Here is a 26643-nt window from a genome sequence, read left to right as displayed (position 1 = left end):
ATCTCCAGCACCGCCCCTTATCCGGCCAACGCGCCACTGCCCGCGGGCGCAGGCTTTTCGGTGCTGGTGGTCGAGGACCAGGGCTCCGTGCGGGCCGCGCTGGTGGCCGAACTGCGGCGCGCGGGCGTGTCCGCCATCTTCGAGGCCCCGGAGGGCAGTGCGGCACTGCACCTGTTCAAGGCCCACCGGCCCGACCTGGTGCTGCTGGACATCAAGCTGCCCGGCAAGGATGGCTACTGGGTGGCGCAGCAGATGCGCGAGAGCGAGGCCGGCGACTGGACGCCCATCATCTTCCTGTCGGGCCTGGACAACGAGCTCGACGTCTGGCGCGGCATCGAAGTGGGGGGCGATGACTACCTGGTCAAGCCCGTGAGGCCCATCGTGCTGATGGCCAAGCTGCGGGCCATGCGGCGGCTGCTGGACATGCGCCGCAGGCTCGTGTCGGTGTCGGCCGAGCTGCACCTGGCCAACCAGCGCCTCAACGAAATGGTCGAGGTCGACGCACTCACCGGCCTGGTCAACCGCCGCGGCTTCGACCGCATCCTGCACAACGAGATCCTGGCCGCACGCCGCGATGCCACGCCGCTCACGCTGATGCTGTGCGACCTGGACCACTTCAAGCTCTTCAACGATGCCAGCGGGCATGTGCAGGGCGATGCCTGCCTGAAAGAGGTGGGCCGCCTGCTGCGCGAGGTCTGCGTGCGCCCCCGGGATGTGGCTTCGCGCTATGGCGGCGAGGAATTCGCACTCATCCTGCCGAACACGCCGCGCTCGGGCGCGATGACCTTTGCAAGGGCATTGGCGCAGCTGCTCAAGGTCCGCGCCATACCGCATGCGGATTCGCCACTGGGCAGCATCCTGACACTGTCGGGTGGCATCACCACCTGCGTGCCCGACGACAGCACCAATGCCGAAAGCATGATCATGCGGGCCGACCAGGCCCTGTATGCCGCCAAGGCCCAGGGCCGCAACCGCTTCTTCAGCTTTGAAATGCAGATGGACACCGTGGAGCAATTGCGCAATTGAGTTTCTTTTCCGCCTTCTCGTTCGACGCCACCGAGCGCAGCGCGCGCACCGCCGTTTCGCGCATGCAAATCCTGAAGGCCCGCCTGCCCGACTGGGTGCAGGACTGGCTGGAGGTCATCATCCCCGGCACGCAGATCCTGCTGATCCTGTTTGTCGCCTGGCTGCTGCAGCGCATGCTGCGCCGCATCGTGCGCCGCGCCAGTGCGCACTACCAGGTGCCCGACGAGCTGGTCGTGCCCATGAACGGGCTCATCCGCTGGTTCATCGTGGCGGGCGCCCTGCTGCTGGTGCTCGAGCGCATGGGAGTGTCCGCCACCGTGCTCTGGACGGCATTCACGGGCTTCGCCACGGTGGGCGCCGTGGCGTTCTTTGCCGCGTGGAGCGTGCTCTCCAACCTGTTCTGCGCGCTGCTCATCTTCACGGTACGGCCCTTTCGCATCGGCGACTACATCGAGGTGCTGGACACCGCGGAGAAACCGGGCGCCAAGGGCCGGGTGGTGGACATCAACCTGCTGTACACCACGCTGGAGGACCATGGCGCAGCAGCGGGGCAGGTGGCCTGGCTGCAGATTCCGAATGCGTTGGTGTTTCAGCGGGTGGTGCGCAGATTCCAGGGGGTGCCACCGCCGCCCGCGCCCCCCGCCAGCGCTGCGCATGCCGCGGAAAGTGCGCCGGCGGCCCCGCCACCGGTCACGCCCGGGCCTTTCAACACGCCATAGCGCAACCAACCGGGCGCGGCACGGCCCTGCGCCGGGCCGCGCGAAAGCGGTTGCTCTGCGTCAGGGCAGCAGGTCGAGCGCCTGCAGGTAGGCGGGCTGGTACATCAGCTCGTCCCACGCCTGGGGCAAGGTTTCGGGCAGCAGCGCCAGGCGGCGGGACTCGCTGTCCACGCTCGGCTGCCAGCGGCCCTGGGCGCGGGCCTGGTCCAGGCCGGCGATGAGTTCATCCACCGCGCGGCCATCGCCCACGCTCTGGTTGCACAGCAGCACGAGGTCGCAGCCGGCCTGGAGCGCCGCCACGGCCGCATCGGTGTAGCCGACCACCTGGCCGTCCAGGCGGCGTGCGCCTTCCATGCTGAGGTCGTCGCTGAAGATCGCGCCATCAAAGCGCATCTGGCGGCGCAGGATGTCCTGCAGCCAGCGCTGCGAGAAACCCGCGGGGCGGCTGTCGACCTTGGGGTAGATCACATGGGCCGGCATCACGCTGGTGAGCGTGCTGCTGAGCCAGGGGTACGGGGCGGCGTCGTCGGCCAGGATGGCCTTGAGGCTGCGCTTGTCCACGGGTACCTCGGTGTGCGAGTCGGCCTTGACGAAGCCGTGCCCGGGGAAGTGCTTGCCACAGTTGGCCATGCCGGCCTGCAGCAGACCATGCATGAGGCTCTTGGCGAGCAGCGCCACCACGCGCGGGTCGCGGTGAAAGGCGCGGTCGCCGATCACACCGCTTTCACCCCAATCGAGGTCGAGCACGGGCGTGAAGCTGAAGTCCACACCGCAGGCGCGCAGCTCGGCGCCCAGCACATAGCCCGCCGCCGTGGCCGCATTGGTCGCACGCAGCGCGCCGCTGCCGGGCACGGCCCTGGCACCCTTGCCGTCGTCCATCCACATGTCGCCCAGCGCGCGCATCGGCGGCAGGTGCGTGAAGCCATCGGTGCGAAAGCGCTGCACGCGGCCGCCTTCGTGGTCCACGCAGATCAGCAGGTCGTCGCGCACGGCCTTGATGGCGCTGGTGAGCTGCAGCAACTGCGTGCGGTCGGTCCAGTTGCGGGCAAACAGGATGATGCCGCCGGTCAGCGGGTGCGCGAGGCGGCGGCGGTCAGCGCTGGTCAGCTCTTTGCCAGCCACGTCGAGGATGAGGGGTGCGTGTTCGGTCATGGGTTCCACAATGATTTGCTATACAAACAATAGCTGCCAGCGCTTGCCAATCAAGCGGTAGGGGCCGATTTATCTTGCATTTTCTCGACCACGCAGAAGCTGGCGGCGTAGTCGGTTTCGTCGGTCACGCTCAGGTGCGCCGTCAGGCCCCGTGCTTCGAACCATTCCTTGAGCGCACCGTGCAGCACGATCACGGGCTGGCCGCTGGGCAGTTTCGCCACTTCGCAGTGGCGCCAGGTCATGGGCATGCGCATCCCGAGGCCTATGGCTTTGCTGAAGGCCTCCTTGGCCGAAAAGCGGGTGGCCAGGTAGCGCAGGCCCCGGTCGGGCCAGCGGCTGCTCCGCTCGCGCCAGGTCGCCAGTTCGCCATCGGCCAGCACCTTCTGGGCGAAGCGCTCGCCGTGGCGCTCCAGGCTGGCGGCGATGCGCCGCACGTCGCAGATGTCGGTACCAATGCCGTAGATCATGGTTGTGAGTCAAAAAGGTGGCTACCGCTTGCCTGTCAATCGCCACCAGCTATCAAATAAGGAGCATCAACGGCTCGCAGCCGCACCCGTGTGGATGCACGCCAGGTAGGCCTGCACCGTGGCCGCGTAGCCCAGCTCCAGCGCGTCGGCGACCAGCGCGTGGCCTATGGAGACTTCCAGCACGCCGGGCACGTCGCGCACGAAGGCGGCCAGGTTGTCGCGGTTCAGGTCGTGGCCTGCGTTGACCCCCAGGCCAGCATCGAGCGCCGCCTGGGCGGCATCGCGGTAGCGTGCCAGCTGCTCGTCCTGCTGGGGCGTGCCCCAGGCGGCGGCATAGGGCTCGGTGTACAGCTCGACGCGGTCGGCGCCTGCCGCCTTGGCTGCGGCCATCTGCTCGGGCACCGGGTCCATGAACAGGCTCACGCGCACGCCCAGGGCCTTGCATTCGGCGATCAGGGGTTGCAGGCGCTCGGCATCTTGCGGAAAGCTCCAGCCGTGGTCGCTGGTGAACTGGTCTTCGCTGTCCGGGACGAACGTCGCCTGGTGCGGGCGCACCTGGCGGATGAAGTCCATCAGGTTCTGCGACGGATTGCCCTCGATGTTGTATTCGCGATCGGGCCAGGCCTTCATCAAGGCCGCCAGCTCGAACACGTCCTGGCCGCGGATGTGCCGCTCGTCGGGCCGGGGATGCACGGTGATGCCCTGCGCGCCCGCCCGCAGGCACAGCTCGGCCGCGCGCGTGACGCTCGGAATGCCCAGGTGGCGCGTGTTGCGCACCAGGGCGACCTTGTTGACGTTGACCGACAGGGCGGTGGTCGGGTGCGAGGGGCGGTGTGGCTGGTTCATAGGGCCTGCAGGTCGATCATGAGCTGGCGGGTGCGCAGCGTCGGGCTGCCGCAATGGTATTGCAGCAGGGCACGCAGCTGGGGCTTGAGTTCGGCCGAGACGGCAACGCAGGCCCGCAGTGTGGCGGTATAGCTGGCGGCATCGTCCAGCGCCCGCTGCAATGCCTGCCACTGGCTGCCCGGCAGCCCGCCCCGCTCGGCCGCCGAGGCAGCGCGCAGGCCTCCTTCGGGGACCAGCGTGTAGCGCGTGCCGGCCTGCAGGGGGGCCAGGGTCATGGTCTGGACGTCGAGGCTCGGCAACAGGCCGATCTCGCGCAGCAGCAGCAGCTCGAAACTGCGCAGCACGGGCTCCAGGGCGTCGCCATGCTCGCTGGCCAGCACCCGCACCACGCCCGCGTAGGCGTCGAACAGCGCGGCGTGCGGGTCCGCGCGGGCCAGCAGGCGCAGCAGCAGTTCGTTGAGGTACAGGCCCGACAGCAGGGCGTCGCCCGTGGGCATCACGTGGCCGCCCACCCACTCGGCGCCCTTGAGCGCGTGGATGTCCGCGTCGCCATTGCCGGCCAGGGTGTAGGTCAGCAGCAGGGGCTGCAGCGGCAGCAGCACCGGGCGGAAGTTGGAGCTGGGCTTCTTCGCGCCCTTGGCCACCAGGGCGACGCGGCCGTAGTGGCGGCTAAAGACCTCCAGGATCAGGCTGGACTCGCTCCAGTCGTAGCTGTGCAGCACGAAGGCAGGTTCATCGGAGATGCGCTTGGCGGCAGCCACGTGGGGGGTCGCAGGGATAGGCGTGAGGATGGAGTGTGGCTGCGGCTCAACCAACGCCGGCCACCCGGCGGGCAGCGGGCGCTGATGGCATGCACTTACTCGTAGCCGAAGGAACGCACCCGGGCTTCATCGTCAGCCCAGCCGGAGCGGACCTTGACCCACAGCTCCAGGAACACCTTGGCATCCATGAGCTTTTCCAACTCCTGCCGCGCCTCGGTGCCGATGCGCTTGAGCCGCTCACCCTTGTCGCCGATGACCATCATCTTGTGGTTGTCCCGCTCCACCACGATGGTGGCGGCGATCTTGACCAGTCGCTTGTGCTGCTTGCTCGCCTCTTCCTCGAACTTGTCGATGACGACGGTGGAGGTGTAGGGCAGTTCATCCCCGGTGAAGCGGAACAGCTTTTCGCGCACGGTTTCGGAGGCCAGGAATTTCTCGCTGCGGTCGGTCAGTTCGTCCTCGCCGTACCACCAGCCCTGCTCGGGCAGGTATTTTTCGCAGATGCCGAAAAGGCGCTCGATGTCGCCCTTGTTCTTGGCCGACATGGGCACGAATTCGGTGAACGGATGGCGCTCCTGCATGCTCTTGAGCCAGGGCGCGATCTCCGCGCGGCGGTGCACCATGTCGAGCTTGTTCGCCACCAGGAGCGTGGGAATGCCGGGCTTGAACAGCGAGAGTACCTTGGCATCGGCCAGCGTGAAGTTGCCGGCCTCCACCACGAACAGGATCAGGTCCACGTCGCCGATCGCCCCCATCACGGTCTTGTTCAGGGACTTATTGAGCGCGGTGGCGTGGCGCGTCTGGAAGCCCGGCGTGTCCACGAAAATGAACTGCGTCTGCTCGCGGGTGCGGATGCCGGTGATGCGGTGGCGCGTGGTCTGCGCCTTGCGCGAGGTGATGCTGATCTTCTGCCCCACCAGCGCATTGAGCAGCGTGGACTTGCCCACGTTGGGCTTGCCCACGATGGCGATCACGCCGCAGCGCTGGCCGGGGACGGCCGCGGGGGCGCCCGCCGCCGCGAGCATGGCCTCCAGGTCATTTTGCGCCCCTGCGCTTGCTGCACCTTCGTCACCAGCTACATCTTTGGTAGCATCATTCATAGATTCTTTGCTTTCAATGTGGCCAGCATGGCCACCGCTGCGGCCTGCTCGCCGGCCCGGCGGGAGCCGCCGATGCCACGCTCGGTCAGGCCCAACTCGGGAATGTCGCATTCGACATCGAAGGTCTGGCGGTGCGCCGCCCCGACCGTCGCCACCACGCGGTACTGCGGCAACTTCATTTTGCGGCCCTGGAGCCACTCCTGCAACGCGGTTTTGGCATCCTTGGACGCCGCCTGCATCTGCGGGTTGATCTCGACACCCTGGAACAGGCGGTGCACCAGCGCCTCCGCGCTGCCATACCCCGCGTCAAGGTACACCGCGCCGATGAGCGCCTCCAGCGCATCGGCCAGGATGGACGGCCGCTGCTGGCCGCCGGATTTGGACTCCCCCTCCCCCAAACGCAGCACCTCGGAAATCTTGAGGCCCAGCGCCAGCTGGTGCAGGGTGTCCTGCTTGACGAGGTTGGCACGGACACGGGACAGATCCCCCTCCGGCAGGGCCGACAGCCGCTGGTACAGCAGGCTCGCGACCGCGAGATTCAGCACGGAGTCCCCCAGGAACTCCAGCCGCTCATTGTGATCGGCCGAAAAACTGCGGTGCGTGGTGGCGCGCTGGAGAAGGGATGGATCGGAAAAAACATGCTGCAGGCGGGACTGCAGCGCTTGAAGGCCGGCGTGCACTAGTTGGTCTGTCCTTCAAAGCGGTAGACAAGATAGGCCGGGCCCGCCAGCGCGATTTCGCGGGAGTACTTATAGGACACCACGACCTTGTCGCCACGCTTGCCCACCTCCAAGTCCTTGCCCTGGATGGAGGCAATGTTGTCAATTGCCGCTGAGCGGTCAAAAGCGGCCCGAACACCAGCCACGGAGCTTTCTACTTTGGCCTTTTCAACGGCTTTTTTAATGGCCACATATTCAAGAAAAATGGGAACCGACTGGCCGCCAATGGCGAAAACAGCCACAGCGAGGACACCAATGAAGACCAGACCAAAAAAAGACAATCCGCGCTGGCGCGACCGGCTGGCCACGCGATGGACTTTCACCATGATGTATTCCCTCTCCTTGTTTGCCTTGACGGCCGTGGCTTAGTGGAATGAACCGATGCGCTTGAGGTTACCGAAATTCATCCAGACAAAAAAGGCCTTCCCGACGATATTGCCTTCTGGAACGAATCCCCAGTAGCGCGAATCGAGCGAGTTGTCCCGGTTGTCCCCCATCATGAAATAGTGGCCTTCCGGCACCTTGCAGACGACGCCTTCGACACTGTAGCGGCAGTTTTGCCGGTAGGCAAAATTGCTCGCGCCCTGCACGAAGGCAGGAACATCGGGGTTGTTCAGCAAGCGATGCGGCTGCGGGCCCAGTTGCTCTTCAAACTGCTTGAAGTAGCGCATCGAATCCTCTTCGAAGAAATCCGGCGCTGCCTTGGTATCCACGGCTTGGCCGTTGATCGTGAGGCGCTTGTTGAGGTAGGCGACCTCGTCCCCCGGCACGCCGACCACCCGCTTGATGTAGTCCAGGCTGGGCTGCGGCGGGTAGCGAAACACCAGCACATCCCCCCGCGCAGGCTTGGTGCCTTCGGTGATCTTGGTGTGTATGACCGGCAGGCGGACACCGTAGGTGAACTTGTTCACCAGGATCAGGTCGCCCACCAGCAGCGTGGGAATCATGGAACCCGACGGAATCTTGAAAGGCTCGAACAGAAATGACCTCAGCAGGAACACCGCGACGATCACCGGGAAGAGTCCTGCGGTCCAGTCCAGCCACCAGGGCTGCATGAGCAGCCTCCCCTTGGCTTCCTGGACATCCACATCAACCTTCTGGATGCCCATGCGGTCCAGTTCGGCGCGGCGCTGCACGGCGGCATCTTCCACGGCCTGGGCCGCCCGGCGGCGCTGCGGCAAAAAGTACAGCCGCTCGGCCAGCCAGTAGGCACCCGTGACCACCGTGGCCAGGAACAACAGCAGGGCAAAGTTGCCTTCCACGGCCCCAAAGTACCAAGCGCCGATATACCCGCCAAATGCGGCCAGCACCACAGAGGTGAGAATCTGCATGGCCTGCATCAGTCTTCCACCTGCAAAATGGCCAGGAAGGCCTCCTGGGGCACTTCGACCGATCCAATCTGTTTCATGCGTTTCTTACCTGCTTTCTGCTTCTCGAGGAGCTTGCGCTTGCGGGTGATATCACCGCCGTAACATTTTGCCAGCACGTTCTTGCGCAATGCCTTGATGGTTTCGCGCGCAATGATGTTGGCACCGATAGCGGCCTGGATGGCCACGTCGTACATCTGGCGGCTGATGATCTCGCGCATCTTGGCGACCACGGCACGGCCGCGGTACTGCGATTGCGAGCGGTGCACGATGATGGACAGCGCGTCGACCTTTTCACCATTGAGCAGGATGTCGACCTTCACCACATCGGAGGCGCGGTATTCCTTGAACTCGTAGTCCATGGAGGCATAGCCGCGCGACACCGACTTGAGCTTGTCGAAGAAGTCGAGCACGATTTCGCCCAGCGGCATTTCGTAGGTGAGCATCACCTGGCGGCCGTGGTATGCCATGTTCATCTGCACGCCGCGCTTCTGGTTGGCCAGTGTCATCACCGGGCCCACATAGTCCTGCGGCATGTACAGATGCACCGTGACGATGGGCTCGCGGATCTCCTCCAGCCGCCCCTGGTCCGGCATCTTGGAGGGATTCTCGACCATGATCACTTCGCCATCGGCCTTGACCACCTGATAGACCACGCTGGGCGCCGTGGTGATGAGGTCCTGGTCGAACTCCCGCTCCAGGCGCTCCTGCACGATTTCCATGTGCAGGAGCCCGAGGAATCCGCAACGAAAACCAAAGCCCAGCGCCTGGCTCACTTCGGGTTCGTAGTGCAGCGAGGCGTCGTTGAGCTTGAGCTTTTCCAGCGCATCGCGCAGCGAGTCGTACTCGCTCGCTTCGGTGGGGTACAGCCCCGCGAAAACCTGCGGCTGGATTTCCTTGAAGCCGGGCAAGGCCTCGGCGGCGGGGCCTGCGTTGTTGGGCAGCTTCTTTTCCAGCGTGATCGTGTCGCCGACCTTGGCGGCCTGCAGCTCCTTGATGCCCGCGATGATGTAGCCCACCTGCCCCGCATCCAGCGAATTGCGCGGCTCGTTGGCGGGCGTGAACACCCCCAGGTTGTCGGCGTTGTACACGGCGCCACTGGCCATCATCTTGATGCGCTCGCCCTTGAGCAGCCGCCCGTCCACCACGCGCACCAGCATCACGACGCCGACATAGCTGTCAAACCAGCTGTCGATGATCATGGCCCGCAGCGGACCCTGCGCATTGCCGCGCGGCGCGGGCACCTTGGCGACGATGGCTTCCAGGATCTCCTCGATGCCCATGCCCGTCTTGGCGGAACATGGAATGGCATCCGTGGCGTCGATGCCGATCACGTCCTCGATCTCGGCCTTGGCGTTGTCCGGATCCGCATTGGGCAGATCCATCTTGTTGAGCACCGGCACGACCTCGACACCCAGGTCCAGCGCCGTGTAGCAGTTCGCGACCGTCTGGGCTTCGACGCCCTGGGATGCATCGACCACCAGCAACGCGCCCTCGCAGGCAGACAGCGAGCGGCTCACTTCATACGAGAAGTCCACATGACCCGGCGTGTCGATCAGATTGAGGTTGTAGACCTGGCCATCCTGTGCCTTGTATTGCAGTGCCGCCGTCTGCGCCTTGATGGTTATCCCACGCTCCTTTTCGATGTCCATCGAGTCCAGAACCTGGGCCTCCATCTCACGGTCCGCAAGGCCGCCACAGCGCTGGATCAAGCGATCAGCGAGCGTCGACTTGCCATGGTCGATGTGCGCAATGATGGAAAAATTTCTGATGTGGTTCATCAACGGAAAGCGTCAAGTGATTGAATTAAAACGGAGCACACAAGAAAAAAGGGCGCGTCGAATGGCGACGCGCCCTGAACCAACAATCATTGGCAACTGCGATAGTTGGAGCTTCATTGTAGGCAAAAAGCCCGCAGGAAAAAGCCCATACGACTGCATCCAGGGGGAGTTGCCAGGGTGCAACAGGGCTTTTATTCACAACTTATTCACAGTCTGCACAACAACAACGCTGGACAACTTGTGGGTGAGCTGTGGATCAGCTGTGCATTGCACCAGCGCATCCCGCATCGTGAATCCGCGCCTGGCCAATATACAGATTAGCGTTGAACAGGAGCCTCTATTCTATCGAATCCAGTTGATAGACCTTGAAAAAGTTAGCAAAAGCTAACATTCATGCCTTCGGAGAGGTTCCAGCAAAAACGCCAAAAAACTTTCGCCGCGGTCAAATAGCCCATTGCAAAAGTGGGGAATCGCCGCCCAGGCGCCCCCACCCGCACATCCGACGCCTCAGCGTCCGGGCCGGATCAAGGCATATTGCGCCCACTCTCCGCGTCGGTACAGCACATTGATGGCCTTGCTCTTGTCCGCCTTTGCCAGCACGGCTTCGAACTCCTTGACCCCCGATACCTCGGTGTTTGCGATCGCAAGAATCACGTCACCTTCGCGCAGGCCGGCACGCGCGGCAGCCTCCGTGGCGGTCGCCACCAGTACCCCGCCCTTGACCTTGAGTTCCTTCTTCTGCGCATCGGAAAGTTCAATCACCGCCAGCCCGATTTGCTGCGCAGCGGCCGATGCCTTGGGCTTCTCTTCCCGTTCTGCCGCTTTGGCGGCCGCGGGCTTGTCAGGCTCGATCTCGGCAATGGTGATGCCCAGATCCCGCGAAGCGCCCCGGCGGAATACGGTCATGGTGCTCTTGGTGCCGGGCTTGGTGTTGCCCACCAGCCGGGGCAAATCAGCCACCTTCTCGATGGTCTTGCCATCGAAACGGGTGATGATGTCCCCCGCTTCCACCCCGGCCTTGTCTGCCGGCGATCCAGCCTCCACGCCGGTCACCAGGGCCCCCTGCGCCTTGCCCAGGCCAATCGATTCCGCCACGTCCTTGGTCACCTGTCCGATCTGCACGCCGATGCGACCCCGCGTGACCCGCCCGGACGCGCGCAATTGTTCGCTCACCCGGATGGCTTCATCCATCGGGATGGCAAACGAAATACCCATGAATCCACCCGAGCGCGAATAGATCTGGCTGTTGATCCCCACCACCTCGCCGCGCATGTTGATCAGGGGCCCCCCCGAGTTTCCAGGGTTGATGGCCACGTCGGTCTGGATGAAGGGCAGGTAGTCGCCGGTATCGCGCTGCTTGGCACTGACGATGCCCGCGGTCACCGTGTTCTCCAGCCCGAAAGGCGAGCCAATCGCCATGACCCACTCTCCGACACGCAGGCGCCCCAGATCACCCACCTTCACTGCGGGCAGCCCGGTGGCCTCGATCTTGACCACGGCCACGTCCGTGCGCTTGTCCGCGCCGATGATCTTGGCCTTGAACTCACGCTTGTCGGTCAGCGTGACGATCACTTCATCGGCCCCCTCCACGACATGCGCGTTCGTCATGACAAACCCGTCCGTGGTCAGGATGAAGCCCGAGCCCACGCCACGGGGCTGCTCGTCGTCCTGGGGCCTCTGCGGGCGCTGCTGCCTCGGCACGTTGGGAATCGGCACTCCGAAACGGCGGAAGAACTCCAGCATTTCCTCGTCCATGCCATTCGCGCTCGCGCGGCTCGACGCCTTTTCCACGGTCCGTATGTTGACCACGGACGGGCCCACCTGGTCCACCAGGTCGGTAAAGTCTGGCAGGCCACGCACAGCCGCGGCGGGCTGCGCGAAGGCGGCCTGGGGCAAAAACGCTCCACCGGCAACCCCGGCGAACATGCACGCAAATGCTACGGAGCGCAGCGCATTTCCATCGAACTTCGGCATCATCGACCTTTCGTGAATTGTGACGAACGCAGTCATCAAACTGTATGTAACTGTGAAGAGTGTGCGGCCATTTGGTTCCCGCGCTGACGTGCTGTCTGCATGCCCCTCTGAAGGGCAGGCCGCAACCCGCAGCGGCCCGCCACCCCACGGAGTGGCAGCCGTGCAATCAGCGGGTGCGCTCCAGTTGCCCGGCAAACAGGCGAAGGGTCTGCAGAGGTACCTCTCCGACCGCGGTGAGCCACACATCGGGCAAGACCCGCATCGCCAGCAATTGGGTGGCGCCCATGCTCGACACCTGGGGCTGCGCCGGGTGCCGCTGGGGATCAAACGGCTCCACGAACAGCGAGACCGACGCGAGGCCATCGGAGTACAGGCATTGCAGAACGCCCTGGGCATCGTCCGCGGCAGACACCGCGCGTCGATGGCAACTCACCGGAACAAATCCCGCGACCGGCTGGCGCAAGGCCCACCCCTCTGCCGACGCGGTGGTCTTGACCACGGCCGGTGCCACGACCTTGTAGCCCTCCGTGGCATCCATCAGGCGCGAGAGCTGCTCCACTCGCACGGGCGCATTCAGATCCAGCTCTGAAAAGGCGGCCTGCTCCAGAACGCGGCCATCCGCAGCCAGTGTCTGCAGCTTCACGACAAGGCCGGTGTCCCGCTCGCTCCACAGCCTGTAGCCGAAACGCAGGGAGTCCACCGGCTTGAACCACACCACGTCCGCGACAAAACCCGCCACCCGCTCCTGCCCCACCGAACGCGAGACATAGAACTGGGAGATCGACGTACCGTTGACCACAGGAACGCGCGGAAACTGCCCCGAGGCTTCGCGGCGGTCCGAGCGGACCACCCGGGACTGGGGCCAGAAAGTGCGCACCTCGTCATCGCGCCGGAAAATAGTCCGCGGCGTGCCGCTCAGCGCCTCCACGCGCTCCATCTGCTGCTGCCCTTCACAGGCGTGCCAGATGCGCGAACTGGCCATCGCGCCCGAGGCTGCAAGCACCACGAAGGTTCCCGCATAGGGCCGGATGCAGGGCGCGCTGTGCATGCGCTCAATCCATTGCACGATGGTGCGCGCCGCGGGCACCGGGGCCGCGTCTCCCAACGGACGAGGCGACTTTTCCGGTTGCGCCTCCCCCATCGCGGCGGAAAGCCCCGCCACGCACAGAAGCACCGCCACCCACCCGGACCTGAACCACCGACATGGCGCAATCACGCTAATGCCCGCAACCCCTGTATTGGTCATCGCACGGTCTCAGCACAAAGAGCCATCCTTGACTCAGCGGCCGGGGGTCTCAAATGTCGCATTGCGCAGGAAGCCCGCGGGCATCTGCAGGGCGGAAGTGCTGCCAAACTGCTTGTGCGCCGCCAGCAACTCGTCCAGGCGGGGATCGCGAATCATCACCTGTGCCCCACCTTCGGCATCCGCCACGGCCACCACGGGCGTGCCAGCGGTGCTGGGCGCGGATTCCGGCGCAAGAGCGAGCTGGGCACCGCCCGACGGACCCGCCGCACCAGTGCCTTGCAGGCTGGCCAAGGAGGTCCATCCAATCGCGGCCACCGCCGCCAGCGACGCAAAACCAGCGACCATCTTCCAGCGGAAGACGGACGCATTGGCGGCACTCTCCATCACGGGAGCCACCACCGCCACCTGCACCGGGGGCTGAACGCCCAGGGCAGGCCCTTCCTTGGCGAGCTCATCGCGCAGCCGTGCCATGAAATCCGGGCTGGAGGGCCGCGCCAGATCGGACGAACGCAATACGTCACCCACCAGGTGGTAGAGCTGCCACGCCGCATGCCCCTCGGCTTGCTCCGCGTAGGCCAGGGCATCGGCCAACTCATCCCCCTGCAACTGGCCATCGGCCAGTGCAGACAACTGTTCGCGCCTGTGCATCTCATTCACCACGGCGCCCTCTGCCAATCCATCGCTACGTACAGCCTTGTTCATTTCATTACCTCACCACCGTTTGCCCGACTGGTTTTCAAGCAAGGGGCGCACTTTTGCCGAAATGGCCTCACGCGCCCGGAAAATCCGGGACCGCACCGTGCCAATGGGGCAATCCATGGCCGTTGCGATCTCTTCGTAACTCAGTCCCTCGATCTCGCGCAAGGTCACCGCCTGGCGCAGATCTTCGGGTAATGCCTCCATGGCCGCATTGACGGCTTGCGCGATTTCTCGGGCCGCGAGCACGGTTTCGGGGGTTTCTTCGCTGGTTAGTTCGTGTCCGAGGCGGGAAGTTTCATCTTCATCCTCATTCCCTCGCAGCGCATTCTCCGAAATGACGGGATTGCGTTTCATGTCCATCAGCGCCTTCTTGGCGGTATTGACGGCAATCCGGTAGAGCCAGGTGTAGAACTGCGCATCGCCGCGGAACTGATGCAGCGCGCGGTAGGCACGGATGAACGTCTCCTGTGCGATGTCCTGCACGAGGTCGGTATCGCGCACCATGCGCCCAATGAGGCGCTCGATGCGGCGCTGGTACTTGATGACCAGTAGCTCATAGGCGCGCTGATCGCCCGCCACCGTGCGCTCCACCAGTTGGAGATCGCTGTCTTCGGAAGGGGAAGGCGGAATTACAGTCATGGATACTCAGGATTCACGCCCCACGGCTGCTGCCGGGGCGGTTTCGTCAGCGTTGCCAGCGCCCGGTCTGGGGCGCGAATATACCGCACGGCGCAGATCCATCCAACGTTCAGGCTGGGTGGAACGCTCCAGCCACAGCCAGATGCGGCCGCGCCCCGCGGGCCGCGCACGCAGCCACAGATGCGATTGCACGTCGAGAAGGACTTCCGGGGAAGCGGAAAGTGCCGCCAATGCGTCGCCGGGCTGCCCACTCTCCAGAGCCCAGGACTGTCCGTCCCAGCGAATGGCACCAGAAAACTGGTGAACCCAGAAGTGCAGTGCGCTGGCGGCGGCCACGAGCCAGAGCCCGCCGCCGGCCAGAACAGGCCAGAGGGAGCCCGCACCCGAGCCTCGAAAGAACCACGCCCCGAGCCCGCCCGCGCCTGCCAGCAGCACGCCAGCCAGCACACAGCCCAGGGCACGGCTGCGCCGCAGGGGGTACAGCACCGCCGGCGGCCGCCGCGAGGAGATCACGTCCATGGCGCGCCACCGGTCACCAAAAGCCCACGGCCCAAGCCGGGGCACAGCTTCGCGGCGGGCCCGCCCTCGGGCTCAAGGTAACAACAAGGCAGAAAGGCCTTGTCATCCAGCGCGGCAGGATGTGGTGCCAGAGGATCAGACGCGTTTGAAGACCAGGGTTCCGTTGGTGCCGCCAAAACCGAAGTTGTTCTTGACGGCCACGTCGATCTTCATGTCACGCGCCGTGTTGGCGCAGTAATCCAGATCGCACTCCGGATCCTGATTCAGCAAATTGATGGTCGGCGGCACCTTTTGCTCATGCAGCGCCAACACCGTGAAGATGCTCTCGATACCACCCGCGCCGCCCAGCAAGTGGCCGGTCATGGATTTGGTAGAACTCACCACGGTCTTGTAGGCATGGTCGCCCAAGGCCGCCTTGATGGCATTTGTTTCGTTGATGTCACCCAGGGGCGTGGAAGTACCGTGGGCGTTCAGGTAGTCGACCTGGTCGGCATTCATGCCCGCATTGCGCAAGGCGTTGAGCATGGCACGGCGCGGGCCATCCATGTTGGGGGCCGTCATGTGCCCGGCATCGGCACTCATGCCAAAGCCGCTCAATTCTGCGTAAATCTTGGCACCCCGGGCTTTGGCATGCTCGTATTCTTCCAGCACCATCACGCCGGCGCCCTCGCCCAGCACAAAACCATCGCGGTCCTTGTCCCAGGGGCGGGATGCTGTCTTGGGGTCGTCGTTGCGGGTGGACAGGGCACGCATGGCCGCGAACCCCCCGATGCCCAGCGGCGACACGGTGGATTCCGTGCCACCGGCGACCACCACGTCGGCATCGCCGTACTCGATCATCCGGCCGGCCTCGCCGATGCAGTGCAGGCCCGTGGTGCAGGCAGTGACCACCGCCAGGTTGGGGCCCTTGAAGCCAAAGCGCATGGACACGTGGCCCGCCACCATGTTGATGATGGACGCCGGCACGAAGAACGGCGTGATGCGACGGGGGCCGCGGCTGACCAGTTCCGCGTGGGTGTTCTCGATCAGTGGCAGGCCACCAATCCCCGATCCGATCACACAGGCAATGCGCGTGGCGAACTCTTCGCTGAGCGCCTCACCCGTGGGCAGGCCGGCATCCTGCACCGCCTGCGCAGCTGCCGCGATGCCGAAATGAATGAAGCTGTCCATCGCGCGCGCATCCTTGGCGCTGATGTACGACTCCAGGTCAAGACCTTTGACCTCCCCCGCGATCTTGCAGGCGAAGTTCGACGCGTCGAACTTGGTGATGAGATCAATACCGGATTTTCCGGCAAGGAGGTTGGCCCAGGATTCGGCCACCGTGTTGCCCACGGGGCTGACGCATCCCAGGCCGGTCACGACAACGCGACGACGGCTCATGCGTAAAAAACCTTCTGCTGATCGCTTGAGTCAGGCGCAGAGCGCCGCTCAGGCCTTCTGGTGGGTATTGGCGTAGTCGATGGCGTTTTGCACCGTGGTGATCTTCTCGGCGTCTTCATCCGGAATCTCGATGCCGAATTCGTCTTCCAGCGCCATCACCAGCTCCACCGTGTCAAGCGAGTCGGCACCGAGGTCTGCCACGAAGGCCTTTTCATTGGTGACTTGGGACTCTTCCACGCCGAGTTGTTCGGCAATGATTTTTTTGACGCGTGCTTCGATATCGCTCATGGTTTCCCTCTGGGGGTTGTGAATGAATCCGCGATTCTAGCTGCTTCAGGAGAAGCCCCTCAGCAGCCCGCCGTCCGGATGAACCGGCGTTATCTTCCATCAATTACATATACATGCCGCCATTGACATGCAACTCCTGCCCGGTGACATAGCCAGCCTCGCGCGAAGCCAGGTAGGCCACCGCATGGGCGATGTCTGCGGGCTTGCCCATGTGGCCCAGGGGGATCTGCGCATTGAGCGCTTTTTGCTGGTCTTCGGGCAACACGGAGGTCATGTCGGTCTCGATAAAACCCGGCGCCACACAGTTGACCGTGATGCCGCGGCTGCCCAGTTCGCGGGCCAGTGCGCGCGCCATGCCGGCCACACCCGCCTTGGCGGCCGCGTAGTTGGCCTGGCCTGGATTGCCCGAGGCGCCCACCACGCTGGTGATGCTGATGATGCGCCCAAAACGCTGCTTCATCATCGGACGGATCGCCGCACGGCTCACGCGAAAGACGGCCTTGAGATTGGTGTCGAGCACCGCGTCCCAGTCTTCGTCCTTCATGCGCATGGCCAGCGTATCGCGGGTGATGCCCGCATTGTTCACCAGCACATGCAATCCGCCCTGCTGCTTGACGATGGCATCCAGCAGCGCATCAACGGCGGCCGCATCATTCACGTTCAGGTTGGCGCCGCGGCAGCCCGGATAGGCCGACAGGGCCTGGCTGATGCGCTCAGCCCCCTCGTCGGTCGTGGCCGTGCCCACCACTTGATAGCCACGAACGGCCAGTTCCAGCGCAATGGCCGCGCCAATGCCGCGCGATGCGCCTGTCACCAACGCCACCTGCGCGGCCGATGAGGTTTCCGTCATGCCAGCAACTCCCGGGTTTCGGCCAGCGTGGCCGGATCAAACATTGCACCACCCACCAACTCGGGGTCGATGCGCTTGGTCAGGCCGGCCAGCACCTTGCCAGGGCCACTTTCAACAATATGGGTCACGCCGCGCGCCTTGAGGGCCTGCACGCATTCCACCCAGCGCACGGGGCCAAAGGCCTGCCGGTACAGCGCATCCCGGATCGCATCCGCGTCCTGGCGAACCGCGACATCCACGTTGTTCAGCACAGGGATCTGGGGAACGGCAAACGCCACATCCGCCAGCGCCAGCCGCAGCTTCTCGGCGGCGGGCTTCATCAGGCTGGAATGAAAGGGTGCGGAGACAGGCAACAGCAATGCACGCTTGGCACCCGCCGCCTTGAGAACTTCGCAGGCCTTGTCGACACCCGCCTTGGTCCCTGCAATGACGGTCTGGATGGGGTCGTTGAAATTGACCGCCTCGACCACCTCGGACGTGCCCGCACCCAGCGAAGCCAGCGCCTCGGCGCAGCCCGCGATGACCTTGGAGGCTTCCATGCCCAGAATCGCCGCCATCGCTCCGGTGCCGACGGGCACGGCCTCCTGCATGGCGGCCGCCCGCAGGCGCACCAGTGGCGCGGCCTGGGCCAGCGTCAGCACCCCCGCCGCCACCAGCGCCGAATATTCGCCCAGCGAATGGCCAGCCACAGCGACGGGAGCCGCGCCGCCCTCCGCACGCCACACGCGCCATGCAGCGACCCCCGCCACCAGCATCACGGGCTGCGTATTGGTGGTCAGCGCAAGCGCCTCCTTGGGGCCGTCCTTGATCAGCAGGCCGACGTTCTCGCCCAGGGCATCCGATGCCTCCTGCAGGGTCTGGACGACCACCGGGTGATCGCCCCATCCGTCGAGCATGCCCACCGATTGCGAGCCTTGCCCCGGAAAGACAAATGCAAAAGATTTCATGAAAAATCCAGAAATATGATTGAAATCGAGTCCCAGCGCTTATTCAATCAGCGCTGAAGGCTATAACTTCAGGAGCACCGCGCCCCAGGTAAAGCCACCGCCCACACCTTCGAGCAGCAGGGTCTCGCCCTTTTTGACCTGGCCGGAGCGCACCGCGTGGTCCAGCGCGAGGGGAATGGAAGCGGCCGATGTATTGCCATGCTGGTCCACCGTGACCACCACCTTGTCCATGGACAGCTTGAGCTTGCGGGCGGTGCCCTGCATGATGCGGATGTTGGCCTGGTGCGGGATCAGCCAGTCGATGTCGGCCTCCGTCATGCCCGCCTTCGCGAGCACCGCATGCGCGGCCTTTTCGAGCACCCCGACAGCGAGCTTGAAAACAGCCTGCCCGTCCATCTTGAGGACCGGGTCCCCCAGCACCTGGCCACCGGCCACGTTGCCGGGCACGCACAGGATTCCCACATGCCTGCCGTCGGCGTGCAGGTCGCTGGACAGGATGCCGGGCGTCTCAGACGCTTCCAGCACCACAGCACCCGCCCCATCGCCAAACAGCACGCAGGTGGTACGGTCGTTGAAGTCCAGGATACGGCTGAAAACCTCAGCGCCAATGACCAGCGCGCGATTGGCGGCCCCCGTCTGGATCATGGCATCCGCCACAGACAGGGCATAGACAAAACCGCTGCACACCGCCTGCACATCGAACGCCGGGCAACCATGGGCGCCCAGCTTGTTCTGCAATATGCAGGCAGCCGAAGGAAACACCATGTCCGGCGTGGACGTGGCCACGATGATCAGATCGATGTCCGTGGGCTGCAGCCCCGCGGCCTCCAGGGCGTTGCGCGCGGCTTCCAGCCCCAGATCGCTGCTGGCGACATCAGGCGCCGCGAAATGGCGGGCGCGGATGCCCGTGCGCTCCACGATCCATTCGTCCGAGGTTTCTATGCCGCGCTGGGCCAGCTCGGCCACCAGATCAGCGTTGGTCAGCCGGCGCGGGGGCAGGTAGCTGCCGGTGCCGGTAATGCGGGAGTAGCGTCTCATCAATGTGTGATCGTCGCCGCAACGCCAGGCTGGGGCTGTGCATCTGCAGGCACCAGAAGAGGCGCTGCATGCGCAATCCGGGTCCGGACACGGTCGAGCAAGTTGTTGCGGGCTGCATCATACGCCCGGTTCAACGCCTGCTCGAAGGCCATTGTGTCAGCCGACCCATGGCTCTTGAACACCAGTCCACGCAGCCCCAGAAGGGCCGCACCGTTGTACCGACGGTAGTCCATGCGCTTCATCAGCGCTTTTAAGACCGGATAGGCAGTGATGGCAGCAATTTTGGTGAAGATGTTGCGCGAGAACTCGGTCTTGAGTGCACCGATGATCATCGACGCGACGCCTTCGCTGGCCTTGAGGGCCACGTTGCCGACAAAGCCGTCACACACGACGATATCCACCGTTCCCTTGAAGATGTCATTGCCTTCGACATTTCCATAGAAATTCAGATCGCCAGAATTGGCAGCAGATCGCAGGAGTTCACCTGCTTTTTTAATCACTTCGCTGCCCTTGATGACTTCCTCACCGATATTGAGGAGGCCCACCGTCGGCTCGCCGCCATCCCTGAGGGCGGACACCAGCGCGGAGCCCATGACGGCGAACTGAAGCAGGTGCTCCGCAGAGCAATCCACGTTGGCGCCCAGGTCCAGTACCGTGGTGGCGCCGCCGGCGGCATTGGGCATCTGCGTGGCGATGGCCGGGCGGTCGATGCCGTCGAGCGTCTTGAGCAGATAGCGGGCAATGGCCATCAGGGCGCCGGTATTGCCTGCGGAGACAGCCGCCGAGGCGGCGCCATCCTTGACCTGCTGGATCGCCACGCGCATCGAAGAGTCCTTCTTCCTGCGCAGGGCCACCTCCACGGGGTCATCCATGGCCACCACTTCGGAAGCGGGCACGATGGTGGCGCGGTCGTGCGAGAACGACTGCAGGCTGTCCGCCAGGCCAACGAGCAGCAGGCGGGCATCAGGGTGGTTATCTAGGAACTGACGGCACGCCGCGAGCGTGACGCGGGGGCCATGGTCGCCCCCCATGCAGTCAACAGCCAGTGTGATCATGGGCGACTTGTCCGACCGGCCAGACAGGCCGGAAGATGAAATGCAACGGTCAAAACAAAGGCCCGCGCTACGATTTCAGTAGCAACGGGCCTTTGGATGGGGCGAAAGTCAGGCTTCAGACTTGTTCTTCAGCACCTGGCGGCCGCGGTAGAAGCCGTTGGGGCTGATGTGGTGGCGCAGGTGCGTTTCACCGGTCGTGGGTTCCACGGCAATGCCCGGCACATTCAGGGCATTGTGCGAGCGGTGCATGCCGCGCTTGGAAGGGGACTTTTTGTTTTGCTGAACGGCCATGATGGCTCCTGGTCTTGAATAGGTTGGTAAAAACGCGATCAGCCCATTAAAGACACGAGGGGATTCGCGCGAAGCCCTCGATTATAGCCTAAATGGCTCGCGGCCTCTTCATGACCCTTTGCCGGGTTTTCGCAGGCCCGCCAGCGCGGCAAATGGGTTGGGCTTCTCGGCGTTGGCCTCTTCGAAATCCTCATCCGAGGAAGCCAGGGGCACCGAGGTCGGGCATTCGTCGTGCTTGGGCACCACGGGCAGCGCCATCAGCAATTCGTCTTCGATCAGCTCGCGCAGATCAAATTCGCGGCTCATGGCCAGCAGGTCTTCCTCGCTCTCGTCGTCCAGCGCCTCGGCCGTGGCTTCGTCGGCCACGAAGCGGAACTCGCGGTCCACCTCCAAGGGGACATCCACCGGGGTCATGCAGCGCTGGCACTCCATGGGGAAACTGGCCTGCACCTTGAGATGCAGCCACACCTGGCCCATGCCACCCAGCGCCGTGCGCACTTCGCCGACCGCCTCCCAGTCCACCATCAGGTCCGGGTGCAGGCCCTTGGCCTCCTGGGCCAGGCGTTCGTACTTCAAGAGCGAATCGTGGCCCGACAGCCGACCGCCCGCCTGTGCAAAGGCTTTCACGTCCAGGCGCTGTGCGGAGAATTCCTTGGTCATGGCGGCAGTGTAAGAGAATCGGCGCATGCATCAATCCCCTCCCCTGCAACGCCCTCTGGTATTGGGCTCCACCTCGCGGTACCGGCGCGAATTGCTCCAGCGGTTGAACCTGCCTTTCGACGTTGCCGCCCCCGATGTGGACGAGACGCCCCGCTCGGGCGAGGCCCCGCGCGCGCTGGCCCTGCGCCTGGCGGTGGCCAAGGCCCAGGCGGTGGCCCGCCAGCACCCCGATGCCGTGGTGATCGGCTCCGACCAGGTCGCCGACCTTGCGGGCGAACCCCTGGGCAAGCCGGGCCACCATGAGCGCGCGGTGCAGCAGTTGCGCCAGATGCGGGGCCAGACCGTGGTGTTCCAGACCGCCGTGGCCGTGGTGTGCGCCGCCACGGGCTTCGAGCAGGTGGACCTGGCTGCGGTGGAGGTGAAATTCCGCGACCTGTCCGACGCAGAGATAGAGCGCTACCTGCGCGCCGAGCAGCCCTACGACTGCGCGGGCAGCGCCAAGAGCGAAGGCCTGGGCATCGTGCTGCTCGATGCCATCGTGAGCGACGACCCCACCGCGCTCATTGGGCTGCCCCTGATCCGCACCTGCCGCATGCTGCGGGCGGCAGGGCTGGTACTGCCGTGATGAAACATCCCCCGAGCCGCGTCGCGCAGCCACCCTCTCCTTGCGCAGAAGGGCACGCCCCGGCCTGGGCTGCGCCAGCTGCCTGGACGGCCGGTACCACGCAGCCCCATGGAGCCCAGCGATGAACGCAAGAACCGGAACGCTGTACCTGGTGCCCGCGCCGCTCGATTTTGGCTGCGACAGCCAGGTTCCGCTGCAGGATGCGCTGCCCGCCAGCACCTTGCAGACCGCCGCGCGGCTCACCCACTGGGTGTGCGAGAACGCCAAGAGCACCCGCGCCTACCTCAAGCGCGTCGATGCCCTCCACCCCCTGGCCGCTTCCCTACAGCAGCAGCAGATCACCGAACTGCCGCGCGAGGTGCACAAGAAGGGAGATCATGGCGACAAGGGGTCGGCCCCCTTCGATGCCCGCCCCCTGCTGGCCGCCGCGCTGGCGGGGCATGACATGGGACTGGTCAGCGAGGCGGGCATGCCCGCCGTGGCCGACCCGGGCTCGTCCGTGGTGCGCGCCGCGCACGATCTGCAGATCCCCGTGGCCCCCCTGGTGGGCCCGGTGTCGCTGCTCCTCGCACTGGCGGCCAGCGGCCTGAACGGGCAGAACTTCGCATTCGTCGGTTATCTGCCACAGGACAGCCAGGAGCGCACCCAGCGCATCAAGGAACTCGAAGGCCTGGCCCTCAAGACAGGGCAGACCCAGCTCTTCATCGAAACCCCGTACCGCAATGCGGCCCTGTGGCAGGCGCTGGTCCAGGCGCTGCAACCCCACACCCGGCTGGCGCTGGCCAGCGGGCTGACGCTGCCGGACGCACGCATCCGCAGCCAGCTGGTGCGGCAATGGCGCCAGCAGCCCGAGCCCCCCGACAACCGCACCCCCGTGGTGTTCGCATTGGGCCGCTGACATGCAGTCGCATTCAGTTGCTATATTTTTAATAGCTTGTAGCGCTTATATGACAAGCGCAGAGGCCATTATTCGTTGTGAATTGAACGGCAAGGCCATCAACATCTCCAACGGCGCCGAAACGGCCGGACAGTCCGGGCTCGTGCGCTGCCGCGAAGAGGACACGGGCCATGTCCAGCGAGAGCAGGAGCTGCGCAATGGCAAGTACATCGGCCAGGAGCGCATGTTCGACCGCGAAGGCCGCCTGCAGCGCGAGCGCACGGTGAACGAACGCGGCAACAGCCACGGCCGGGTGGCCGAGTTCTGGCCCAACGGCCAGGTGCGGCGCGAGGAAACCGCCGACAACGGCCGCACCCAGGGCGCGGTGCGCCGCTTCGATGCCACCGGCCGCGTGGAGCGGGTGTCGTTCCATGGCGACGGGCAGGAGCTCTTTCATGTGGAGACCAACGGCAGGGGCCAGCCCACGCGCCTGCTCTGCCCCCGTGCCAGCGTGCTGCCCGAAGACCGCAAGCTCTGCGGCTTCGATGGCGCCACCGACACCCTGCTGCACGCGGAAAACGGGACCCCAACCGCACAGCTTCGGTACGACCAGGGCCGCCTGCTGAGCGCCACCGAATGGAACGGCGACGGCCTCGTCTCCGCCCAGCAGCTCGTGGTGGAAGGCCGGCGCGTTCACCGCAGCTTCCACACCGAAGGCGGCAGGAGCGTGCTGCGCGAGGAACGCGTTTTCGCCCCCGACGAGCGCGCGCTGCGCGACACCCGGGGCCCTCTGTGGAGCACCCGGCGCTACGGCGCATCGGGCCAGCTCATCGAGCAGCGCGGTTTTGACGGCGGGCGCGAGGTGCAGGTGGAGCGCTGGTACCTCAACGGGTCCGTGCGCGAACGCAGCACCTGGAGCGGCACCGGCGAGCAGGCCCGCCTGCTGCGCGAGATGTACCGCGACGACGGCAGCCTCCTGCGGCGCGACCAGCTCACCAAGGACCAGTGGCCCGTGGGAACGCAGCAGGCGTTCCACGACAACGGCCGGCCGGCGATGGAAGAGCAGTATTCCGTCCCCGATGCCCGCGGCCGCACACGCCTCACGGCGCGCAAGCAGTGGGACGAAGCGGGCAAGCTCGTGGCGGACGACACCATCCTTGAAGACGGCTCGCGCCAGCGCAGGGCCGGCGGGCTGGACAGCTGAAGCAGGCATCACACCCCGGCCCCTCCACCCTCCTGCCGCCCCTGAGGCTTGCACGGCCCGGTCAGCAGCGCCATTCGCACACGCCCATACGCAAAAATGCCCCCGGATGGAATCTCCACCCAGGGCATTGGCTGCGAGTGGCCCGCAGGCCAGATCAGGTGGCGTCAGCGCAGCTGCGGCCCCGCCACTGACAGCGACTTGACCGCGCCCACGCCGATGGCGGCGCCAAAACGCTTGACCAGGCGCTCGGCCACGTTGTCGCGGCGGGTGTAGTCGATGATGTCCTCGGCCTTCACCACCTCGCGCGCCACGTAGTCCAGGTTGCCCAGCTTGTCTGCCAGGCCCATTTCCACGGCCTGCTGGCCGGTCCAGAACAGGCCGCTGAACGTGTCGGGCGTGGTCTTGAGGCGGTCGCCGCGCCCAGCCTTCACCACCGCGATGAACTGCTGGTGGATCTGGTCGAGCATGGTCTGCGCGTAGGCGCGCTGCTTTTCGGTCTGCGGGCTGAACGGGTCGAGAAAGCCCTTGTTCTCGCCAGCGGTCAGCAGGCGGCGCTCCACGCCCAGCTTTTCCATGGTGCCGGTGAAGCCGAAGCCATCCATCAGCACGCCGATGCTGCCCACGATGCTGGCCTTGTCCACATAGATGTCGTCCGCCGCGGCGGCGATGTAGTACGCGGCCGAGGCGCAGGTTTCCTCCACCACGGCATAGATCGGCTTGTTGTGCTTGGCCTTCAGGCGCACGATCTCGTCGTTGATGATGCCGGCCTGCACCGGGCTGCCGCCGGGCGAATTGATGAGCAGCACCAGCGCCTGCGAGCCTTCGTCCTCCAGCGCGCTGCGCATCGCGGCCACGACGAACTCGGCGCTGGCCTCGGCGCCCGCGGCGATCTCGCCCTTGATGTCGACCACCGCCGTGTGCGGCGCGCTCTTGCTGGCGCTGGGCGACGCCTGGCGCAGGGCGGCGAAGGCAACGGCGGCGATCAGCAGCAGCCATGCCAGCCGGAAGAATATCTTCCAGCGGCGGGCGCTGCGTTGCTCTTGCAGGGCAGAGAAGGCCAGCTTTTCCAGCGTGGCGCGTTCCCAGCCGGGTTCACGCGATGAGTCGCTCACAGATGCTCCTGAATTCGTAGCTGATTGCGCCCACAGGTCGGGCGCTGGGTTGCTTTTGGGGTCAAAACCCGGGGAACCGGGCGGTTGGGGGTCGGTCATGTCATGCGTCCTGGCGCTGCGCCTGCCTTGCCGGGGCGGCCTGTCCAGGGCACGGGCAAGGCACCGGACGACAGCACATAAGGGTAATTCATCTAGATTTTCTAGAACTCTACGGGTTGCAGGTTGTATGCAGTATGCCAGTGCACCACGCCATCGCTTTCCGACAAGGCAATTTTCACCAGACCGCCCCGGCAGGGCCCCCCCGCGCACTGCCCCGTGCTGGGCAGGTAGGCCGCACCATGGGTGGCGCACAGCAGCCACTGGCCGGTGTCGTCGAAAAACCGGTCGGGCTGGTAGTCCATTTCCATCGCTACGTGCGTGCAGCGGTTGAGGTAGGCATGGGGCGTGCCGCGGTAGCGGATGGCAAAGGCCCGGCAGGTCTGCCCCGCATAGACCACGTCAAACGCGACGGCCAGGCCGCTGTCGGCCAGGTCGGCGCTGTTGCACAACGCAATGGCCCGGTCAGGAAGGTCCGTCATGGGAATGCTCGCTTGCGCATCGTGCCCGCCCGTCAGGCGTATTGCAGCAGCCAGTCGTGCAGATCGCGCACCGAATGGGCCACGTGCAGCGGGTTGAGCGCATGGAACACCTCGGGCTCATGCGCGCCGTAGCTCACCCCCACGCTGGCGCAGCCGGCATTCACCGCCATCTGCAGGTCGTGCGTGGTGTCGCCCACCATCAGCAGCCGCTCGGGCAGCACGTCGAACTCGGCCATCAGCTCCTGCAGCATCAGCGGATGCGGCTTGCCCGCGGTCTGGTCGGCCGTGCGCGAGCCATCGAACACGCCGCGCAGGTCCACCGAATGCAGCGCATCGTCCAGGCCGCGGCGGCTCTTGCCCGTGGCCACCGCCAGCAGGTGCCCGCGATCGCGCAGGTCGGCCAGCAGCGGCAGCACGCCGTCGAACAGGCTCAGGTCCTCCTGGTGCTGGATGTAGTGGAACCGGTAGCGGTTGCCCAGGTCGGTGTACTTCTCGGGCGGCACGTCGGGAGCGGCATGGGCCAGGGCCTGCATGAGCCCCATGCCGATCACGTAGGCGGCCTCCTTGTCGGTGGGCACCGTGCCACCGACATCGCGAACCGCCGCCTGGATGCAGCGCACGATGATGGCGGTGGAATCAAACAGGGTGCCGTCCCAGTCAAAGGCGATGAGATCGAAACGGCGCGGGCGGGAGGTGGTGGAGGGCATGGGGGGTTGTTCGCGC

31 protein-coding genes are annotated in these 26643 nt (G+C 65.1%); 6 read left to right on the top strand and 25 right to left on the bottom strand.

Annotated features, from left to right (window positions below; genetic code table 11):
- The gene (locus tag AC07OC_RS14875) at positions 1–1026 is read left to right on the top strand and encodes a GGDEF domain-containing protein (RefSeq protein WP_369643777.1); all 1026 of its coding nucleotides are present in this window, start codon (positions 1–3) and stop codon (positions 1024–1026) included.
- Between the two features lie 62 nt (positions 1027–1088).
- Positions 1089–1745, top strand: coding sequence for a mechanosensitive ion channel family protein (locus AC07OC_RS14870; RefSeq protein WP_218295818.1), 657 nt, complete (start codon positions 1089–1091; stop codon positions 1743–1745).
- A 60-nt stretch (positions 1746–1805) separates the two neighbouring features.
- Here AC07OC_RS14870 and nagZ read toward each other — a convergent pair whose 3' ends face one another.
- From nagZ to lepA, 9 genes are all read right to left on the bottom strand, one after another.
- A complete protein-coding gene (gene nagZ / locus AC07OC_RS14865; protein WP_494601614.1) occupies positions 1806–2897 on the bottom strand; it encodes a beta-N-acetylhexosaminidase in 1092 nt (363 codons plus the stop codon).
- Positions 2898–2947: 50 nt separating this feature from the next.
- Complete coding sequence (gene acpS, locus AC07OC_RS14860) at positions 2948–3364, bottom strand: holo-ACP synthase (RefSeq protein WP_494601612.1); 417 nt, start codon at positions 3362–3364, stop codon at positions 2948–2950.
- 66 nt (positions 3365–3430) lie between these two features.
- Positions 3431–4210: a pyridoxine 5'-phosphate synthase gene (locus AC07OC_RS14855; RefSeq protein ID WP_494601610.1), complete on the bottom strand. Its 780-nt coding sequence runs from the start codon at positions 4208–4210 to the stop codon at positions 3431–3433.
- The gene (gene recO / locus AC07OC_RS14850) at positions 4207–4971 is read right to left on the bottom strand and encodes a DNA repair protein RecO (protein WP_218340107.1); all 765 of its coding nucleotides are present in this window, start codon (positions 4969–4971) and stop codon (positions 4207–4209) included. The genes AC07OC_RS14855 and recO overlap by 4 nt, the downstream gene beginning before the upstream one ends.
- A gap of 95 nt (positions 4972–5066) precedes the next feature.
- Positions 5067–6071, bottom strand: a complete 1005-nt coding sequence (gene era / locus AC07OC_RS14845; protein ID WP_218295590.1) for a GTPase Era — start codon at positions 6069–6071, stop codon at positions 5067–5069.
- A complete protein-coding gene (gene rnc, locus AC07OC_RS14840; protein ID WP_218340106.1) occupies positions 6068–6751 on the bottom strand; it encodes a ribonuclease III in 684 nt (227 codons plus the stop codon). The genes era and rnc overlap by 4 nt, the downstream gene beginning before the upstream one ends.
- On the bottom strand, positions 6751–7116 hold the full coding sequence (locus AC07OC_RS14835; RefSeq protein ID WP_218340105.1) for a DUF4845 domain-containing protein: 366 nt from the start codon (positions 7114–7116) through the stop codon (positions 6751–6753). The genes rnc and AC07OC_RS14835 overlap by 1 nt, the downstream gene beginning before the upstream one ends.
- A gap of 39 nt (positions 7117–7155) precedes the next feature.
- Positions 7156–8130, bottom strand: coding sequence for a signal peptidase I (gene lepB / locus AC07OC_RS14830; protein ID WP_218295593.1), 975 nt, complete (start codon positions 8128–8130; stop codon positions 7156–7158).
- Positions 8130–9938, bottom strand: a complete 1809-nt coding sequence (lepA, locus tag AC07OC_RS14825) for a translation elongation factor 4 (RefSeq protein ID WP_218295594.1) — start codon at positions 9936–9938, stop codon at positions 8130–8132. The genes lepB and lepA overlap by 1 nt, the downstream gene beginning before the upstream one ends.
- Between lepA and AC07OC_RS14820 the strand changes: the two genes are divergently transcribed.
- On the top strand, positions 9928–10326 hold the full coding sequence (locus AC07OC_RS14820) for a hypothetical protein (protein WP_218340104.1): 399 nt from the start codon (positions 9928–9930) through the stop codon (positions 10324–10326). The two genes, lepA and AC07OC_RS14820, sit on opposite strands and share 11 nt — an antisense overlap.
- Before the next feature lie 119 nt (positions 10327–10445).
- On the opposite strand, the gene AC07OC_RS14815 is transcribed toward AC07OC_RS14820, so the two are convergent.
- From AC07OC_RS14815 to AC07OC_RS14755, 13 genes are all read right to left on the bottom strand, one after another.
- Positions 10446–11912 carry a Do family serine endopeptidase gene (locus AC07OC_RS14815; protein ID WP_494601607.1) on the bottom strand — a complete coding sequence of 489 codons (1467 nt, stop codon included), beginning with the start codon at positions 11910–11912 and terminating at the stop codon, positions 10446–10448.
- Between the two features lie 166 nt (positions 11913–12078).
- A complete protein-coding gene (locus tag AC07OC_RS14810; protein ID WP_370627793.1) occupies positions 12079–12960 on the bottom strand; it encodes a MucB/RseB C-terminal domain-containing protein in 882 nt (293 codons plus the stop codon).
- 231 nt (positions 12961–13191) lie between these two features.
- Positions 13192–13860 carry a sigma-E factor negative regulatory protein gene (locus AC07OC_RS14805; RefSeq protein WP_218295597.1) on the bottom strand — a complete coding sequence of 223 codons (669 nt, stop codon included), beginning with the start codon at positions 13858–13860 and terminating at the stop codon, positions 13192–13194.
- 9 nt (positions 13861–13869) lie between these two features.
- Positions 13870–14496, bottom strand: a complete 627-nt coding sequence (rpoE, locus tag AC07OC_RS14800) for an RNA polymerase sigma factor RpoE (RefSeq protein ID WP_218295598.1) — start codon at positions 14494–14496, stop codon at positions 13870–13872.
- Between the two features lie 6 nt (positions 14497–14502).
- Complete coding sequence (locus AC07OC_RS14795) at positions 14503–15015, bottom strand: hypothetical protein (protein WP_218340102.1); 513 nt, start codon at positions 15013–15015, stop codon at positions 14503–14505.
- A gap of 135 nt (positions 15016–15150) precedes the next feature.
- Positions 15151–16395 carry a beta-ketoacyl-ACP synthase II gene (gene fabF / locus AC07OC_RS14790; RefSeq protein WP_218295600.1) on the bottom strand — a complete coding sequence of 415 codons (1245 nt, stop codon included), beginning with the start codon at positions 16393–16395 and terminating at the stop codon, positions 15151–15153.
- Positions 16396–16443: 48 nt separating this feature from the next.
- The gene (gene acpP / locus AC07OC_RS14785; RefSeq protein ID WP_003058049.1) at positions 16444–16683 is read right to left on the bottom strand and encodes an acyl carrier protein; all 240 of its coding nucleotides are present in this window, start codon (positions 16681–16683) and stop codon (positions 16444–16446) included.
- Positions 16684–16786: 103 nt separating this feature from the next.
- The gene (gene fabG / locus AC07OC_RS14780; protein ID WP_218340101.1) at positions 16787–17533 is read right to left on the bottom strand and encodes a 3-oxoacyl-ACP reductase FabG; all 747 of its coding nucleotides are present in this window, start codon (positions 17531–17533) and stop codon (positions 16787–16789) included.
- Positions 17530–18480 (bottom strand): ACP S-malonyltransferase, encoded by a 951-nt coding sequence (fabD, locus tag AC07OC_RS14775; RefSeq protein ID WP_218295602.1) that lies wholly within the window; start codon positions 18478–18480, stop codon positions 17530–17532. Before fabD ends, fabG begins: the two co-directional genes overlap by 4 nt.
- Positions 18481–18540: 60 nt before the next feature.
- On the bottom strand, positions 18541–19518 hold the full coding sequence (locus tag AC07OC_RS14770; protein WP_494601604.1) for a beta-ketoacyl-ACP synthase III: 978 nt from the start codon (positions 19516–19518) through the stop codon (positions 18541–18543).
- Entirely contained in the window at positions 19518–20573 is a 1056-nt protein-coding gene (gene plsX / locus AC07OC_RS14765; protein WP_218340100.1) for a phosphate acyltransferase PlsX, read from the bottom strand. Before plsX ends, AC07OC_RS14770 begins: the two co-directional genes overlap by 1 nt.
- A 108-nt stretch (positions 20574–20681) precedes the next feature.
- Positions 20682–20864, bottom strand: a complete 183-nt coding sequence (rpmF, locus tag AC07OC_RS14760) for a 50S ribosomal protein L32 (RefSeq protein WP_005794249.1) — start codon at positions 20862–20864, stop codon at positions 20682–20684.
- 108 nt (positions 20865–20972) lie between these two features.
- A complete protein-coding gene (locus tag AC07OC_RS14755) occupies positions 20973–21524 on the bottom strand; it encodes a YceD family protein (RefSeq protein WP_218295605.1) in 552 nt (183 codons plus the stop codon).
- A 25-nt stretch (positions 21525–21549) separates the two neighbouring features.
- Between AC07OC_RS14755 and AC07OC_RS14750 the strand changes: the two genes are divergently transcribed.
- From AC07OC_RS14750 to AC07OC_RS14740, 3 genes are all read left to right on the top strand, one after another.
- Positions 21550–22149 carry a Maf family protein gene (locus AC07OC_RS14750; RefSeq protein ID WP_494601601.1) on the top strand — a complete coding sequence of 200 codons (600 nt, stop codon included), beginning with the start codon at positions 21550–21552 and terminating at the stop codon, positions 22147–22149.
- A gap of 121 nt (positions 22150–22270) precedes the next feature.
- A complete protein-coding gene (locus AC07OC_RS14745) occupies positions 22271–23047 on the top strand; it encodes an SAM-dependent methyltransferase (protein ID WP_218295607.1) in 777 nt (258 codons plus the stop codon).
- 82 nt (positions 23048–23129) lie between these two features.
- Positions 23130–24230: a toxin-antitoxin system YwqK family antitoxin gene (locus tag AC07OC_RS14740; RefSeq protein ID WP_494601600.1), complete on the top strand. Its 1101-nt coding sequence runs from the start codon at positions 23130–23132 to the stop codon at positions 24228–24230.
- A gap of 164 nt (positions 24231–24394) precedes the next feature.
- Here AC07OC_RS14740 and AC07OC_RS14735 read toward each other — a convergent pair whose 3' ends face one another.
- From AC07OC_RS14735 to AC07OC_RS14725, 3 genes are all read right to left on the bottom strand, one after another.
- Positions 24395–25441, bottom strand: a complete 1047-nt coding sequence (locus AC07OC_RS14735) for a S49 family peptidase (RefSeq protein WP_218340097.1) — start codon at positions 25439–25441, stop codon at positions 24395–24397.
- A gap of 101 nt (positions 25442–25542) precedes the next feature.
- A complete protein-coding gene (locus AC07OC_RS14730) occupies positions 25543–25920 on the bottom strand; it encodes a Rieske (2Fe-2S) protein (protein ID WP_218340096.1) in 378 nt (125 codons plus the stop codon).
- Between the two features lie 32 nt (positions 25921–25952).
- A complete protein-coding gene (locus AC07OC_RS14725; RefSeq protein ID WP_218340095.1) occupies positions 25953–26627 on the bottom strand; it encodes an HAD family hydrolase in 675 nt (224 codons plus the stop codon).
- Between the last annotated feature and the right edge of the window lie 16 nt (positions 26628–26643).

It is taken from the genome of Acidovorax sp. GW821-FHT10E04 (assembly GCF_059415185.1).
The sequence above is the reverse complement of the archived record's forward strand: the minus strand, read 5'-3'. Positions and strand labels throughout refer to the sequence as shown.